Source organism: Bacteroides sp. HF-162, assembly GCF_015679285.1.
GTDB lineage: Bacteria > Bacteroidota > Bacteroidia > Bacteroidales > Bacteroidaceae > Bacteroides > Bacteroides uniformis.
On sequence record NZ_CP064937.1, the window covers coordinates 3,455,067 to 3,472,443 of the forward strand.

Here is a 17,377-nt window from a genome sequence, read left to right on the forward strand (position 1 = left end):
TGTTTTTTGTCCGAAAAATATTTATCATTTATATTCCGCCCACGACTTGATGGCCAAATCATCCGGCGTCATCGTGCAGAATGCATTGATGAACGCACTTGCCAGACGGGCATTCGTTATCAAAGGAATATTGAGGTCGATGGCGGCGCGGCGTATCTTGTAGCCGTTATCCAACTCGCCTGCGGTGAGGTTCTTCGGAATATTGACAACCATGTCTATCTCCTTGCGGTGCAGCATGTCGAGTGCCTGCGGCTGGCGTTCGGGTTCGCTGGGCCAGTAGACGCGCGTATTCTCCACACCGTTCTCCGTAAGGAAGTTGCTGGAACCACCCGTGGCAAATATCTTATACCCCTTCTTCTGAAGCATACGCGCGGCAGAAAGCATGTCCACTTTCTGCTTCGGAGTACCGGTAGAAAGCAGGATGTTCTTCTCCGGAATGCGGTAGCCCACGGAGAGCATCGCCTTGAGAATGGCGCAGGAAGTATCGCTGCCGATGCAACCCACCTCGCCCGTGCTTGCCATATCCACACCCAGTACCGGGTCGGCCTTCTGCAGACGGTTGAAGGAGAACTGGCTCGCCTTGATGCCTACATAATCCAAATCGAACAGATTCTTGTCCGGCTTCTGTACCGGAATGCCGAGCATCACCTTCGTGGCAAGTTCAATAAGGTTTATCTTCAGCACCTTGCTGACAAACGGAAACGAACGGCTGGCGCGGAGGTTGCACTCAATCACCTTGATGTCGTTCTCGCGTGCCAGATACTGGATATTGAACGGACCGGAGATGTTCAGCTCACGGGCAATCTCGCGGCTGATGCGCTTGATGCGGCGCACCGTCTCCACATACAACTTTTGTGGCGGGAACTGGATAGTGGCGTCACCGGAATGCACTCCGGCAAACTCGATATGCTCACTGATGGCGTACGCGATAATCTCTCCATCTTGCGCCACAGCATCCATCTCCACCTCCTTGGCATGCTCAATGAACTGGCTCACCACTACGGGATGTTTCTTGCTGACATTCGCCGCCAGCTTCAGGAAGCGTTCCAGCTCCTCCCGGTTGGAACAGACGTTCATCGCAGCGCCGGACAATACGTAGGAAGGACGGACCAATACCGGGAAGCCCACCTTATCCACAAAGGCGTTGATGTCCTCCAGGGAGGTCAGCGCCCGCCATTCGGGTTGGTCTACACCAATGCGGTCGAGCATGGCGGAGAACTTGTCACGGTCTTCGGCATTGTCGATGCTCCTGGCGCTTGTGCCGAGAATAGGTACCTTCTGCGCATCGAGGCGCAGGGCAAGGTTATTCGGTATCTGACCACCGGTAGAGACAATCACCCCATGGGGATTCTCCAGTTCGAGAATATCCATCACGCGCTCGAAGGTGAGCTCGTCGAAGTAAAGACGGTCGCACATGTCATAGTCCGTAGACACGGTTTCGGGGTTGTAGTTTATCATGACACTGCGGTAGCCTTCCTGGCGGATGGTGTTCAGGGCCTGCACGCCGCACCAGTCGAACTCTACGGAAGAACCGATGCGGTAGGCGCCGGAGCCCAATACGACAATGGACTTGCGGTCGCCGAGGTAACGGACATCATTTGCCGTGCCGCTATACGTCAGGTAGAGATAGTTGGTCTGTGCGGGATATTCGGCGGCAAGGGTATCTATCTGCTTCACTACGGGCAGAATGCCTGCACTCTTGCGGAAATTGCGGACGGCAAGGATGGCTTCTTCGCCGTCCATTGCTTGTTCCAAGCCGAGGGCACGGGCTATCTGGAAATCAGAGAAGCCTTGTACCTTGGCTTTACGCAATAAGTCTACGGGAATCATTGGCAACTCTCCATCAGCCATAAAAGAGTGCAGTTCCCTGCTGGTATCCATGATGTTCATCAACTTCTCCAGGAACCAACGGTCTATCTTGGTCAATTCGTGTACCTGGTCCACCGTATACCCGGCACGGAAGGCTTTGGAGATGACAAAGATACGCTTGTCCGTCGGTTCGCGCAGAGCCTTGTCCAAATCGGCAATCACCAGTTCCTTGTTCTCTACGAAGCCGTGCATGCCCTGGCCTATCATGCGAAGCCCCTTCTGGATGGCTTCCTCGAAAGTACGGCCGATAGCCATCACCTCGCCTACCGACTTCATGCTCGAACCCAGCTCTTTGTCCACCCCGTGGAACTTGCCCAAATCCCAACGCGGTATCTTGCAGACCACATAGTCCAGGGCGGGTTCGAAGAAAGCGCTTGTGGTCTTTGTCACAGAGTTGTTCAAGTCGAACAAGCCATAGCCCAAGCCGAGTTTTGCCGCTACAAACGCCAACGGATAACCCGTTGCTTTAGAGGCAAGTGCAGACGAACGGCTCAAGCGTGCATTTACCTCGATTACCCGGTAGTCCTCGCTCATCGGGTCGTAGGCATACTGCACGTTACACTCTCCCACAATGCCGATGTGACGGATAATGCGGATAGCAAGTTCACGCAATTTATGATAGTCCGTATTGCTCAACGTCTGTGACGGGGCAATAACGATGGACTCACCTGTATGGATGCCCAGGGGGTCGAAGTTCTCCATGTTGCAGACCGTGATGCAGTTGTCGAAGCGGTCGCGCACCACCTCGTATTCCACTTCCTTCCATCCCTTCAGCGATTTCTCCACCAGCACCTGTGGGGAGAAGGAGAAGGCTTTCTCCACCAGCACATTCAGCTCTTCTTCATTGTCGCAGAAGCCCGAACCCAGTCCGCCAAGCGCATATGCGGCACGGACAATGACCGGGTATCCCAGTTCCCGGGCTGCGCGACGGGCATCCGCCGCATTCTCCACGGCTTCGCTCTTGATGGTCTTCACATCAATCTCATTCAGTTTCTGCACAAAGATTTCACGGTCCTCCGTGTCAATGATGGCCTGCACGGGAGTGCCGAGAACCGTCACGCCGTACTTCTCGAAAATCTTGTCTTTATAGAGGGAGACACCGCAGTTCAGTGCCGTCTGTCCGCCAAAAGCAAGCATGATGCCGTCCGGGCGCTCCTTCTCTATCACCTTCTCCACGAAGTAAGGAGTGACGGGCAGGAAGTAAATCTGGTCGGCAACTCCTTCCGAGGTCTGTACCGTGGCAATGTTCGGATTGATGAGAACCGTGTAGATGCCTTCCTCCTTCAATGCCTTGAGCGCCTGCGAACCGGAGTAGTCAAATTCTCCTGCCTCACCGATTTTCAGTGCGCCGGAACCGAGCAGCAGGACTTTCTTTATATTGTTTTCTTTCATTTGCATATCTGTTTATTAAAAATGTAATAGTAGTAATAAAACCTTATCTTTCTCTTACCTTACACAATCAGTCACTAATTGAATGGCATTCAGTATAGGACTGAAAGGTATTCACTCTGGGACTGAATGACATTCAGTATGGGACTCATTATACCGTCTTTTACATACTGATTATCAAGAGATTATGAACGCAATCATTCTTGATAAAATTCTCTTACTAAAGCAACTTCACAAAGTCATCAAAAAGAAACTCCGTATCCGTCGGCCCGCTGGCAGCTTCGGGATGAAACTGTGCGGAGAACCAGGGATTGCGTTTGTGGCGGATTCCTTCATTAGAACCATCGTTCATATTGATGAAAAGCGGTTCCCAGTCTTCTGTCAGCGTGTTGTTGTCTACGGCATACCCATGATTCTGTGAGGTGATGAAGCAACGTTCCGTACCCACCATACGCACCGGTTGGTTATGGCTGCGGTGGCCGTATTTCAATTTGTATATCTTGGCGCCCCCAGCTTTGGAAAGCAACTGGTTTCCCATACAGATGCCGAAGATGGGCAGTTTCTCGTTCTGCATTGCCTTGCGGATATGCTGCACGGCAGCATCGCAGGTATCGGGGTCGCCAGGGCCGTTGGAGATGAACAACCCGTCGAACTCCATCCCAGTATAATCATAGTCCCAGGGAACGCGAATCACTTCCACGTCACGTTTCAGCAGGCAGCGGATGATGTTATGCTTGACGCCGCAATCCACAAGGAGCACTTTCTTCTTACCGGTTCCTTCGTTGTAACGGATAACCTCCTTGCAGCTAACTTTATCCACATAATTCACATCGGCATAAGAGGCCTCAGGCATTTCATCCGATTCATCATCAAAGGCGATACGTCCCATCATCACCCCATGCTCGCGAAGCACCTTTGTCAGTTCGCGGGTATCGATGCCCGTGATGCCCGGAATCTGTTCGCGTTTCAGCCAGTCACCGAGACTTTCCACCGCATTCCAATGGCTATAATTTTCACTATAATCGCTTACAATAATGGCTTCGGCATGGATATGCTCGCTCTCCATAAAAGTGGCAAGCCCATTCGGTTCGAGAGTAAAAGGCGGCACACCGTAATTGCCCACCAACGGATAGGTGAGCGTCATCAGCTGTCCGGCATACGAAGGGTCGGTCAGGCTTTCGGGATAACCCGTCATGGCTGTGTTGAAGACCACCTCTCCCGCTACCGGTTTTTCAAAGCCGAACGACTTGCCGTGGAAGCGGCTCCCGTCGTCGAGGATTAGAGTTACATTTCTCATTGATTCAATTAAAATTGATAAACTTGTTCTATATAATCAATAAATGCCTTGTTCAGCAGCTTCACACCGCCCGGCGTAGGATAATCGCCGCTGAAGTACCAGTCACCCGGATGCTTGGGGCAGGCCTCATGCAGCCCCTCGAGAGGCTGGTAGACAATCTGCACTTTGGCTTTCGTCCCTTTCGGAGTAAGAAGCTCCACCATCTTGGCAGAGATTTCCTCATCAGTGAAAGGAGCATAAATCTCCTTCACGTAATTCACCATCTGTTCTTTGGGCAGGCCTACCTGCTCCTTGGACTTACGGTAGGCGGCGGCAATCACATCGCGCATCTCGCGCTCCTTCAGCAGTTCCACAGCAGCCTTGAAGGCGATGAATTCGCTCATCTTAGCCATATCGATGCCATAGTAGTCGGGATAGCGCACCTGCGGTGAAGAGCTTACAATAACTATCTTCTTTGGCTCCAGACGGTCAAGGATGCCGATGATGCTCTGCTTCAGGGTGGTTCCGCGCACTATCGAGTCGTCGATGATGACCAGATTATCCACTCCCGGGACAAGGCTTCCGTAAGTGATGTCGTACACATGGGCGGCAAGGTCGTTCCGGCTGTTTCCTTCGGCAATGAAGGTACGCAGCTTGATGTCCTTGATGGCTACCTTCTCGCTCCGTATGCGCCGCGACAAGATATGCTCCAGTTCGTCGTGGCTGGGACTATGCCCCAAGGCGGCAATCTGCTGCACCTTCTCCTCGTTGAGGTAGTCGTCCAATCCCTGCAACATACCGTAGAAGGCGACTTCCGCCGTATTGGGGATGAAGGAGAAGACGGTATGGTCCACATCGTTGTCGATGGCTTTCAATATGTTGGGTACAAGTTTCTCACCCAGCAGTTTACGTTCCCGGTAAATGTCCACATCACTGCCCCGGCTGAAGTAGATGCGCTCGAAGGAACAAGGTTTCACCTCGCGCGGCTTGTTGATTTGCACGGTGCGCACCTTGCCGGCCTTGTTGATAAACATGGCTTGTCCGGGTTGCAGCTCCTTGATGGATTCGACAGGAACATTAAGGGCTGTCTGTATCACGGGACGTTCGCTGGCAAGCACCGCTATCTCGTCGTCCTGATACCAGAAGGCTGTACGGATGCCCCATGGGTCGCGTACGGCAAAAGTCTCTCCGCTGCCGGTAAGTCCGCACATCACGTATCCCCCGTCCCACTCCTTGCTCGAAGTGCGCAGTACGTTGGCAAGGTCGATGTGGTTTTCTATATAACGGGTGATGTCCATGCCTGCCAGCCCTTCCGCTTCGGCAAGGTTGAAGAGGCGCTCCACTTCGCGGTCGAGGCGATGTCCCAACTGCTCCAGCATGATGTAGGTATCGGCATATTTGCGCGGATGCTGGCCGATGGCGGTAATGCGTGCGAAGATTTCATCCACATTCGTCATGTTGAAGTTGCCGCAGAGGGCAAGATTCTTGGCACGCCAGTTGTTTCTCCGGAGGAACGGGTGCACGTACGAGATGCCGGACTTTCCGGTAGTGGAGTAACGCAGGTGTCCCATATAGACCTCCCCTGCAAAGGGCAGCACACGCTTGGCATAGTCCGCATCATGCAGCTGTTCCTTGGTCAAGTCCTTGAAGTGGCCCTGCACCGTACCGAAGATTTCGGTAATGGCGCCCGAGCCGAGAGCACGCTCACGGAACATATATTCCTCGCCGGGACTGGCTTCCAGTTTCACGCAGGCCAGTCCGGCACCTTCTTGCCCACGGTTGTGTTGTTTCTCCATCAGGAGATAGAGCTTGTTGAGTCCGTACATCCATGTTCCGTACTTCTCTTCATAGTACTCCAGCGGTTTCAGCAGGCGTATCATGGCGACGCCGCATTCATGCTTCAGTTGTTCCATCTATTTATTTACAATTTACCATTTACAATGTACAATTTTAAGTGTACAATTTTCTTTTCCTTATTATAGCATACAATTACCATTTACATTTACCCCTCCCAAGCGCAGCCCCATTGTACATTGTAAATGGTAAATTGTACATGTCCTCATTCTACAGTCACCGATTTCGCAAGATTCCTCGGCTGGTCCACATCCATTCCCTTGCACACGGCAATGTGATAGGCAAGTAATTGCAGAGGTACCGTAGTTATTAACGGATCAAGGCACTCCATTGTTTCGGGAAGCTCGATGCAAGTGTCGGCTATTTTACTGATGACCGTATCTCCCTTTGTCACAATGGCGATAACCCTGCCTTTACGCGCCTTTATTTCCTGGATATTGCTCAGCACCTTTTCGTAAAGCCCATTCCGGGTGGCAATGACCACTACCGGCATTTCGGCATCCACCAGAGCAATGGGGCCGTGCTTCATTTCGGCGGCAGGATAGCCCTCGGCATGGATATACGAAATCTCCTTCAACTTCAAGGCGCCTTCCAAGGCTACGGGATAACTGTATCCGCGTCCCAGATAGATAAAGTTGTGTGCATAGGTGAATATCTTGGAAAGTTCCGCTATACGGTCGTTCAGTTTCAAGACCTCCTTCATCTTGTCGGGGATATGTCCCAATTCCTTGACAACTGCCAGGTATAACCCTTCGTCCATCGTCTTTTTCTCTTTGGCAAGTGTCAGGGCCAGCATGGTAAGCACCGTTACCTGCCCGGTGAAGGCTTTGGTGGATGCCACCCCTATTTCCGGTCCCACGTGGATATAGGAACCCGTATGCGTGGCACGGGGAATGCTGGAACCGACGGCATTGCAGATGCCGTATATAAATGCCCCACGGTTTCTGGCAAGCTCCACGGCAGCCAGCGTATCGGCCGTTTCACCGCTTTGCGAGATGGCAATCACCACATCGTTGCTGTCAATCACCGGGTCGCGGTAACGGAACTCACTGGCATACTCCACCTCCACCGGAATACGGCAGAAGCTTTCAATCAAATGCTTGCCGATGAGGGCGGCATGCCATGACGTACCGCATGCCACGATGACGAAGCGTTTGGCCGCCAGCAGACGTTCCTTATAATCAATCACTGCAGAAAGAACCACGTTCGTACCCTCCACATTGATACGCCCGCGCATGCAGTCGTGAATGCAGCCGGGCTGTTCGAAGATTTCCTTCAGCATGAAGTGCGGATAACCGCCCTTCTCCAGCTGGCCGAGATTGAGCGCTACCGTCTTTACCTCGTGCGGACATTCCACATTCTTCAGGTTAACAACCTTCAGCTTCTCTCCCCGACGGATGAGGGCAATCTCTTCGTCTTCCAGATACACCACCTTATCCGTGTATTCCACAATCGGCGTGGCATCCGAAGCCAGGAAAAACTCTCCTTCACCGATGCCCACCACCAGCGGACTGCTCTTGCGTGCAGCGATTATCCCATCCGGATTGTCCTTGTCGAGCACCGCAATGGCATACGCCCCAATCACTTCCTGCAAGGCAAGTTGCACCGCCGTCAGCAGGTCAATATGGTTTGTCACCTGAATGTATTCAATGAGCTGTACCAGCACCTCGGTATCAGTGCTGCTTTTAAATACATAACCTTTGGCTTGAAGTTTTTCTTTAAGGACGGCGTAGTTTTCAATAATGCCGTTATGGATGAGGGCGAGGCGTTCGGAAGAGGAATAATGGGGATGGGCATTGACGGAACAAGGTTCTCCATGAGTGGCCCAACGTGTATGTGCAATACCAATGCTACCGGAAATATCTTTTTGAGCAACGAAAGTTTCAAGTTCCGAAACCTTACCTTTCGCTTTGTACACGTTCAACTGTCGGTTATCACTGATTAATGCTACCCCCGCACTATCATATCCACGGTACTCCAACCGCTTCAGACCCTTGATAAGAATGGGGTAGGCTTTCCTTTGACCTATATAGCCTACTATTCCACACATAATGTATCAGTATTTGATTTTGCGTTGCAAATATACATATTCTTAAGAACATAAAGTTAATCTTTCCAGTATTTATTTATCAAAAGAATAGAAAAAAGTTGTTTTTATATCAAAAAGTTAAAGAAAGTATTATTTTGAAAGCAAAAGGCTTAATTTACAAATCCAAATCAAACCGTCTGATTTTGATTTAGGATTAAAAGAAAACAGAGGGTGTTTTCTATCAATTCATAACTTCATCTTCTATCGCAGGAATTTTGCAAGAAAGAAGGCAGGAATACATATTAACATTTTGCAATTAATACCATATATTTGCCAAACATTTTGAAACCATAAACAATATTATACAGCAACAAAGAAAGTTTATAATCATGAAACAAGAACTTTTTAACAACAAAACAAAAGTAGAGGATTACCAGCGACAGCCCAAACAGTTGGGCTTGTATGAGGCATCCCACGAGCACGATGCCTGCGGAGTAGGCATGCTGGTCAATATCCAGGGAGGAAAATCACATGAACTGGTAGAATCGGCATTGAAGGTACTGGAAAACATGCGCCACCGTGGAGCGGAAGGGGCGGACAACAAAACCGGAGACGGCGCCGGCATCATGCTGCAGATACCGCACGAATTCATTCTGTTGCAAGGCATCCCCGTTCCCGAGAAGGGGAAATACGGTACCGGCCTGCTTTTCCTTCCCAAAGACGGAAAAGACCAGGCTGCCATCTTGAGCGTCATTATCGAAGAGATTGAAAAGGATGGATTGACCCTGATGCATCTGCGCAATGTGCCCACTTGCCCCGAAATATTGGGAGAAGCGGCTCTTGCCAACGAACCGGACATCAAGCAAATCTTCATCACCGGATTTACGGAAAGCGAAACCGCTGACCGCCGACTCTATATAATAAGGAAAAGGATAGAGAACAGAATACGCAAGTCGGACATCCCCACCCGCGAGGATTTCTACATCGTCTCGCTCTCTACGAAGAATATCGTCTACAAAGGCATGCTCTCTTCCTTACAGTTACGCAACTACTTCCCCGACCTCACCAACAGCTACTTCACCAGCGGACTGGCATTGGTGCACTCCCGTTTCAGCACCAACACTTTCCCCACCTGGGGACTGGCACAGCCCTTCCGCCTGCTGGCACACAACGGCGAAATCAATACCATCCGTGGCAACCGCGGCTGGATGGAAGCCCGTGAGAGCGTACTCTCCTCTCCCACCCTGGGAGACATCCGGGAGATACGCCCCATCGTGCAACCGGGCATGAGCGACAGTGCCTCGCTGGACAATGTGCTCGAGTTTCTCCTCATGTCCGGCCTGAGCCTGCCTCATGCCATGGCCATGCTCGTACCGGAATCTTTCAACGAAAAGAATCCCATCAGCGAAGATTTGAAAGCTTTCTATGAATACCACTCTATCCTGATGGAGCCGTGGGACGGACCGGCGGCACTGCTTTTCAGTGACGGGCGCTATGCAGGCGGCATGCTCGACAGGAACGGACTGCGCCCTGCACGCTACCTGATTACGCAGGGCGGCATGATGGTAGTGGCCAGCGAAGTCGGCGTGATGGATTTCGAGCCGGGAGACATCAAGGAAAAAGGACGCCTGCAACCGGGCAAGATACTGCTTATAGACACCGAGAAAGGCGAAATATATTATGACGGCGAACTGAAGAAACAACTTGCCGAAGCCAAACCATACCGCACTTGGCTGGCCGGCAACCGCATCGAGCTGGACGAACTGAAAAGTGGTCGCAAAGTCTCCCATAGCGTGGAGAATTACGACAGCATGCTGCGTATCTTCGGATACTCCAAAGAAGACGTGGAACGGCTGATTGTCCCGATGTGTACCACCGGTGCCGAGCCCATCAACTCCATGGGCAACGATACGCCGCTGGCCGTGCTCTCGGACAAGCCGCAACTACTGTACAACTATTTCCGCCAGCAGTTTGCCCAAGTCACCAACCCTCCTATCGACCCGATACGCGAAGAACTGGTAATGTCGTTGACCGAATACATCGGAGCCGTAGGCATGAACATACTGACACCCAGCGAAAACCATTGCAAGATGGTGAGGTTGAACCATCCCATCCTGAACAACGCCCAGCTGGATATTCTCTGCAACATCCGGTACAAAGGCTTCAAGACCGTGAAACTGCCCCTGCTCTTCGAAGTGGCAAAAGGGTGCCAGGGATTGCAGCAAGCATTGGCAACCCTCTGCAAGCAGGCGGAAGAATCCGTCAACGAAGGAGTGAACTACATCGTGCTTTCCGACCGCGACGTAGACGCCGCCCATGCCGCCATTCCGTCACTGCTTGCCGTGTCGGCGGTACACCACCATCTTATCTCCGTGGGCAAACGGGTGCAGACGGCACTGATTGTAGAAAGCGGCGAAATCCGCGAAGTGATGCACGCCGCACTACTGCTGGGCTTCGGAGCCAGCGCACTGAATCCGTATATGGCTTTTGCCGTCATCGACAAACTGGTGAACGAAAAGGAAATACAGCTCGATTACGCCACTGCCGAAAAGAAATATATCAAGTCCGTCTGCAAAGGCTTGTTCAAGATTATGAGCAAGATGGGCATCAGCACCATCCGTTCTTACCGGGGCGCGAAAATTTTCGAGGCCGTAGGACTGAGCGAGGAGTTGAGCAATGCCTACTTTGGCGGACTGAGTTCACGCATCGGAGGCATACGCCTGGATGAAGTGGCACGCGACGCCATCGCCTTCCACAAGGAAGGGATGGAGGTTCTTAAAAAGAAGGGGGAAGCGGAGCTATTGCCGAACCGCGGACTGTATGCCTTCCGCAAGGATGGTGAGAAGCACGCCTGGAACCCGGAAACCATCAGCACACTGCAACTTGCCACACGCCTGGGAAGCTATAAGAAATTCAAGGAGTTCACTGCCATGGTAGACAGCAAGGAATCTCCCATCTTCCTGCGCGATTTCCTCGACTTCCGCCGCGCTCCTATCAGCATAGACCGGGTGGAACCGGTAGAGAACATCGTACAGCGCTTTGTCACCGGCGCCATGTCCTACGGCTCCATCAGCCGCGAAGCCCACGAAGCCATGGCTATTGCCATGAACAAGCTGCATGGCCGGAGCAATACGGGCGAAGGAGGCGAAGACCGGGCACGCTTCATGCCGCGCGAAGACGGCACCAGTCTGCGCAGCGCCATCAAGCAGGTGGCCTCAGGACGTTTCGGTGTCACCGCAGAATATCTGGTGAATGCGGACGAAATACAGATAAAGATTGCCCAAGGCGCCAAGCCGGGCGAAGGTGGGCAGCTGCCGGGCTTCAAAGTGGATGAAGTGATTGCCAAGACACGCCACTCCATTCCGGGCATCTCGCTGATTTCCCCCCCGCCCCACCACGACATTTACTCCATCGAAGACCTGGCACAGCTCATCTTCGACCTGAAGAACGTGAACCCACGGGCAAAAATCAGCGTGAAGCTGGTGGCAGAAAGCGGTGTGGGCACCATTGCCGCCGGTGTGGCAAAGGCAAAGGCCGATTTGATAGTCATCTCGGGTGCAGAGGGCGGTACGGGAGCCTCTCCTGCATCATCCATCCGCTATGCCGGCATCTCGCCCGAACTCGGCTTGAGCGAAACGCAGCAGACACTGGTGCTGAACGGCCTGCGCGGACAAGTGATGCTGCAAGTGGACGGACAGCTCAAAACAGGCCGTGACATCATACTGATGGCAATGCTCGGAGCCGAAGAATTCGGTTTCGCCACCAGCGCCCTGATTGTACTGGGTTGCGTAATGATGCGCAAATGTCACCAGAACACCTGCCCCGTAGGGGTGGCGACACAGAACGAAAAACTGCGCAAACGCTTCCGCGGACGCAGCGAGTATCTGGTGAACTTCTTCACGTTCCTGGCGCAGGAAGTACGCGAATACCTGGCGGAAATCGGTGTGGAACGCCTGGATGACATCATTGGACGCACAGACCTTATCGTCCGCAAGCCGGATGACGGAATCAGGAAACATCAGTTGATAAGCTTCGACAAACTACTGGCACGCGTAGACAACGAAGCCGCCATCCGCCACGTCACCGACCAACAGCATGGTATCGACCATGTGAAAGATGTAGAGATGCTACATGCCGCCGCCGAAGCCGTAGAGAACCAGAAGGAAATCTCGCTGGAGTACACCATCGCCAATACCGACCGTGCCTGCGGCGCCATGCTCTCTGGTGTCATTGCCGCAAAATACGGAGAAAAAGGGCTGCCCGAACATACGCTGAACGTGAAGTTCAAAGGCTCCGCCGGGCAGAGTTTCGGGGCATTCCTTGTCCCGGGTGTCAACTTCAAGCTGGAAGGCGAGGCCAACGATTATCTGGGCAAAGGTCTGAGTGGCGGACGCATCGCCGTCCTGCCCCCGGTACGGAGCAACTTCGAGGCGGAGAAAAACACGATTGCAGGCAACACCCTGCTTTATGGCGCCACAAGCGGTGAAGTTTACATCAACGGCCGTGCAGGCGAGCGCTTTGCCGTCCGCAACTCCGGTGCCACAGCCGTAGTGGAGGGTGTAGGTGACCACTGCTGCGAGTATATGACCGGCGGGCGCGTGGTAGTACTCGGACAGACGGGACGCAACTTTGCCGCAGGCATGTCCGGCGGTGTGGCCTACGTATGGAACCGGGACGGCAACTTCGACTATTTCTGCAATATGGAAATGGTGGAACTGAGCCTCATCGAAGAGGCCTCCTACCGCAAGGAACTGCACGAGCTCATCTGCCAGCACTACCTGTACACCGGTTCCAAACTGGCACGCACCATGCTCGATGACTGGCCACGCTATGCCGACCAGTTCATCCAGGTAGTCCCTATCGAATACAAAAAAGTGCTGCAAGAGGAGCAGATGCAGAAATTGCAACAGAAGATTGCAGAAATGCAACGCGATTATTGAATCGCGAATTAATAATGAAAGAATGAAAGACTGAGGAAATTCCCCTTTTATTCTTTAATTCTTTAACTTTTTAATTTGTTCATCATGGGAGATCCAAAAGCATTCCTCAATATCCCCCGCCAAGAGGCGGGTTACCGTCCGATACACGAACGTATCACAGACTTCAGCCAAGTGGAACAGACACTGAACAGCCACGACCGCAAGCTCCAGGCCTCGCGCTGTATGGACTGCGGCGTACCCTTCTGCCACTGGGCATGTCCGCTGGGCAATAAAGACCCGGAATTCCAAGACGCGCTCTACCGGGGCAAATGGCACGAAGCCTATCAAATACTGAACAGTACGAATGATTTTCCGGAATTTACGGGACGCATCTGCCCTGCCCTTTGCGAGAAGTCGTGCGTACTGAAACTCTCGTGCAACGAACCGGTCACTATCCGCGAGAACGAAGCCGCCATTGCCGAGGCTGCTTTTCGCGAGGGCTACATCACCCCCCTCCAGCCCGAACGCAACGGAAAGAAAGTAGCCGTCATCGGCGCCGGCCCTGCCGGATTGAGCGTTGCCGTACGGCTGAACGCCAAAGGTTACGAAGTTACCCTATTCGATAGCAAACCGATGCCGGGAGGACTGCTGCGCTATGGCATCCCCAACTTCAAGCTGGACAAAGCCGTCATCGACCGCCGCATGAAAATCCTCGAGGCCGAAGGAATCTTGTTCAAGATGGGAGTCCATGTCGATGTACAGAAACTGCCCGTCGGATTCGATGCCTACGCCATTTGTACCGGTACGCCCACCGCCCGCGACCTCTCCATTCCGGGCAGGGAGCTGAAAGGCATCTACTTTGCCCTCGACATGCTGGCACAGCAGAACCATATTCTGGATGGAGATACCTTCCCGAAAGACCAACTCGTCAACGCCCGCGGCAAACGGGTACTCGTCATCGGCGGCGGCGATACCGGGTCTGACTGTATAGGCACCAGCATCCGCCAGGGAGCCGTCAGCGTAACCCAGATTGAAATTATGCCCCAACCACCCATAGGACACAACCCGGATACTCCCTGGCCGCAATGGCCCGTCGTACTGAAAACCACCAGCAGCCACGAAGAAGGCTGTACCCGTCGATGGTCCCTCGCCTCTACCCGGTTCATCGGGAAGAATGGCAAGGTATGCGGTGTGGAAGTGGAAGAAGTGGAGTGGCTTCCGGCAACAGACGGTAACCGCCCTACCATGAAATCTACGGGTAAGAAAGAGGTCATCGAAGCCGATATGGTGCTTCTTGCCATGGGTTTCCTCAAGCCCGAGCAACCGAAGTTTGCAGAGAACGTATTCGTGGCAGGCGATGCCGCCCACGGCGCCAGCCTCGTAGTACGTGCCTTGGCCGACGGACGACGAGTGGCAACAGAAATAGACCGTTACCTCGAACCTCTAAAAGAAAACAAGAAATGATTTCCCTTTCTTTAATTTTTAACCTTTAATTTTTAATTCTCATGTGTGGAATAGCAGGAATCTTCAACATACAGTCTCAAACTCCTGAGTTGAGAAACAAAGCGCTACGGATGGCGCAGAAAATCCGTCATCGCGGACCGGACTGGAGTGGTATCTACGTAGGCGGCTCCGCCATCCTCGCCCACGAACGCCTCTCCATTGTCGACCCGGAATCCGGTGGACAACCCTTATATTCACCCGACCGCAAACAGGTGCTTGCCGTCAATGGCGAGATTTACAACCATCGCGACATCCGTGCCCGCTATGCCGGAAAATACGCCTTCCAGACAGGTTCCGACTGCGAAGTCATCCTTGCCCTTTACAAAGACAAAGGCATCCGCTTCCTCGAAGAGCTGAACGGCATCTTCGCCTTCGCCCTCTATGATGAAGAAACGGACGATTACCTCATCGCCCGCGACCCCATCGGCGTAATCCCCCTTTATATAGGACGCGACAAAGACGGACACATCTACTTCGGCAGTGAGCTGAAAGCTCTTGAGGGTTTCTGCGATGAGTACGAGCCTTTCCTTCCCGGCCACTACTACCGTGGGAGCGAGGGCAAGATGCACCGCTGGTACACCCGCGACTGGATGGACTATGCCGCTGTGAAAGACAACTACACCCCTGCCGCCGAACGCAATGCCGCGCCGGCTTCGATAGGCCGGACAGCCTACAGCACACAAGTCACGGCTGTGCACGACGCCCTTGAAGCCGCCGTACAGCGCCAGTTGATGTCCGACGTCCCCTACGGTGTCCTGCTCAGTGGCGGACTCGATTCTTCCGTCATCTCTGCCATCGCCAAGAAATATGCCGCCAAACGCATCGAGACAGACAACAAGGCAGATGCCTGGTGGCCGCAGCTCCATTCCTTCGCCGTCGGCTTGAAGGGTGCTCCCGACTTGATTAAAGCCCGCGAAGTGGCCCGTCATATCGGTACCGTGCATCACGAGATAAACTATACCGTTCAGGAAGGCCTCGATGCTGTCCGCGACGTCATCTATTTCATTGAGACTTACGACATAACCACTGTCCGCGCCTCCACCCCCATGTATCTGCTGGCGCGTGTCATCAAAAGCATGGGCATCAAGATGGTACTCAGCGGCGAAGGTGCAGACGAGGTGTTCGGCGGTTACCTTTACTTCCACAAGGCGCCCACACCGCAAGCCTTTCACGAAGAAACCGTGCGCAAGCTCTCCAAACTGCATCTGTACGACTGCCTCCGTGCCAACAAAAGCCTTGCAGCCTGGGGAGTGGAAGGACGTGTCCCCTTCCTCGACAAAGAATTCCTGGATGTTGCCATGCGCATCAATCCGGCAGTCAAGATGTGCCCCGGCAAGGAGATAGAAAAGAAAGTAGTCCGCGAAGCCTTTGCCGACATACTCCCCCAGAGCGTTGCCTGGCGGCAGAAAGAACAGTTCTCCGACGGTGTGGGCTACAGTTGGATTGATACGCTGAAAGCCGTCACTGCCGCTGCCGTCAGCGACGAACAGATGGCACATGCCGCCGAACGCTTCCCGATACATACCCCGCAAAATAAGGAAGAGTATTACTATCGCACTATCTTCGAAGAGCATTTCCCCAGTGAAAGCGCGGCCCGAAGCGTTCCCAGCGTGCCCAGTGTGGCATGCTCCACCGCCGAAGCGCTGGCATGGGACGCCTCTTTCCAAGGAAAGAACGACCCCAGCGGACGAGCAGTAGCGGGGGTACACGAAGAAGCATACAAGGATTAAAAAAAGAGCTGCCGACAGATTTCCTGCCAGCAGCTCTTCTCATTTTTTATTTATCAAATCCTATCGGACTAAAACATCATTGTCTGTCCGCCAATCACACCTGCCACAGCACTCGCTACAGCAATAATAAGTTTCAAAATCACATTCCACGTTTTCTTCATAAAGATTATCCATTATCTGATTAATAATTCATAGCTACTGTTATCCCAGTGGATTCTCACCTTGGTCTCCATCCGAATCCGAGCCTCCTCCTTCCGAACCGGAGCCGCCATCTGTAGAAGTCTTCCCCTTAAGATAATCATCCAAACTCACCAAATCCAGCCTTTCTCCAGCACGGGTAGCAGCCTTCGATATCTTCAGTTCCCTATTCGCCTGAAAACAGATACGGACGCTCTCCACACTCTTGGCTGTCACGTCATCAGCCTTTTCCTCACCTTTCGATTTGGCTGCCAGTATAAAGACACCCAGCCCGGCTATATTAACCGTCTTTCCTTCCAGCAACTGCTCTTTCAGCTTTTCCACAAAGTTCTGCATCGTACTCTTGATGTCACCGATAGACAGAGAAGAGCGGTCCTGCATCTTCTGTGCAATAAACGCCAAATCCACGCTTTGCCCCAATGTTACCAACTGCGGATAATACTTCTTGGGAGAGTTTTCAACCCTGGGGTCCGACGGTCTCTCCACCGTCCTGAAAATTACACTCATACTTTTTTTCTTTAGAGATTTAAATTCATTTTCCTATTCACACGTTTCGTTGATCAACGATGCAAAGGTGAGGATTAAAAACTATGTAGCCAAAGAAAAAAGG

Annotated in this window: 9 protein-coding genes; 3 read left to right on the plus strand and 6 right to left on the minus strand. The window is 52.7% G+C overall.

What is annotated here, in order from left to right; genetic code table 11:
• Positions 1-24: 24 nt before the first annotated feature.
• The 4 genes from carB to glmS all read right to left on the minus strand — a co-directional run bounded on the left by carB (position 25) and on the right by glmS (position 8,438).
• A complete protein-coding gene (gene carB / locus ITJ87_RS14460) occupies positions 25-3,261 on the minus strand; it encodes a carbamoyl-phosphate synthase (glutamine-hydrolyzing) large subunit (RefSeq protein ID WP_034529837.1) in 3,237 nt (1,078 codons plus the stop codon).
• A gap of 217 nt (positions 3,262-3,478) precedes the next feature.
• Positions 3,479-4,555 (minus strand): glutamine-hydrolyzing carbamoyl-phosphate synthase small subunit, encoded by a 1,077-nt coding sequence (gene carA, locus ITJ87_RS14465; RefSeq protein WP_008664430.1) that lies wholly within the window; start codon positions 4,553-4,555, stop codon positions 3,479-3,481.
• 8 nt (positions 4,556-4,563) lie between these two features.
• Positions 4,564-6,447 (minus strand): amidophosphoribosyltransferase, encoded by a 1,884-nt coding sequence (locus ITJ87_RS14470; RefSeq protein ID WP_005837255.1) that lies wholly within the window; start codon positions 6,445-6,447, stop codon positions 4,564-4,566.
• A 146-nt stretch (positions 6,448-6,593) separates the two neighbouring features.
• The gene (gene glmS / locus ITJ87_RS14475) at positions 6,594-8,438 is read right to left on the minus strand and encodes a glutamine--fructose-6-phosphate transaminase (isomerizing) (protein ID WP_035448622.1); all 1,845 of its coding nucleotides are present in this window, start codon (positions 8,436-8,438) and stop codon (positions 6,594-6,596) included.
• 365 nt (positions 8,439-8,803) lie between these two features.
• Here glmS and gltB point away from each other — a divergent pair, with 365 nt between their 5' ends.
• The 3 genes from gltB to asnB all read left to right on the plus strand — a co-directional run bounded on the left by gltB (position 8,804) and on the right by asnB (position 16,569).
• Positions 8,804-13,357 (plus strand): glutamate synthase large subunit, encoded by a 4,554-nt coding sequence (gltB, locus tag ITJ87_RS14480; protein WP_370540412.1) that lies wholly within the window; start codon positions 8,804-8,806, stop codon positions 13,355-13,357.
• 84 nt (positions 13,358-13,441) lie between these two features.
• Positions 13,442-14,800, plus strand: coding sequence for a glutamate synthase subunit beta (locus tag ITJ87_RS14485; RefSeq protein WP_117964614.1), 1,359 nt, complete (start codon positions 13,442-13,444; stop codon positions 14,798-14,800).
• A gap of 41 nt (positions 14,801-14,841) precedes the next feature.
• Positions 14,842-16,569 carry an asparagine synthase B gene (gene asnB / locus ITJ87_RS14490; protein ID WP_008664421.1) on the plus strand — a complete coding sequence of 576 codons (1,728 nt, stop codon included), beginning with the start codon at positions 14,842-14,844 and terminating at the stop codon, positions 16,567-16,569.
• 68 nt (positions 16,570-16,637) lie between these two features.
• Here asnB and ITJ87_RS14495 read toward each other — a convergent pair whose 3' ends face one another.
• Both ITJ87_RS14495 and ITJ87_RS14500 read right to left on the minus strand, forming a co-directional pair.
• Positions 16,638-16,730 (minus strand): smalltalk protein, encoded by a 93-nt coding sequence (locus tag ITJ87_RS14495; RefSeq protein ID WP_005837261.1) that lies wholly within the window; start codon positions 16,728-16,730, stop codon positions 16,638-16,640.
• 40 nt (positions 16,731-16,770) lie between these two features.
• Positions 16,771-17,274, minus strand: coding sequence for an HU family DNA-binding protein (locus ITJ87_RS14500; protein WP_005827604.1), 504 nt, complete (start codon positions 17,272-17,274; stop codon positions 16,771-16,773).
• Positions 17,275-17,377 lie beyond the last annotated feature (103 nt).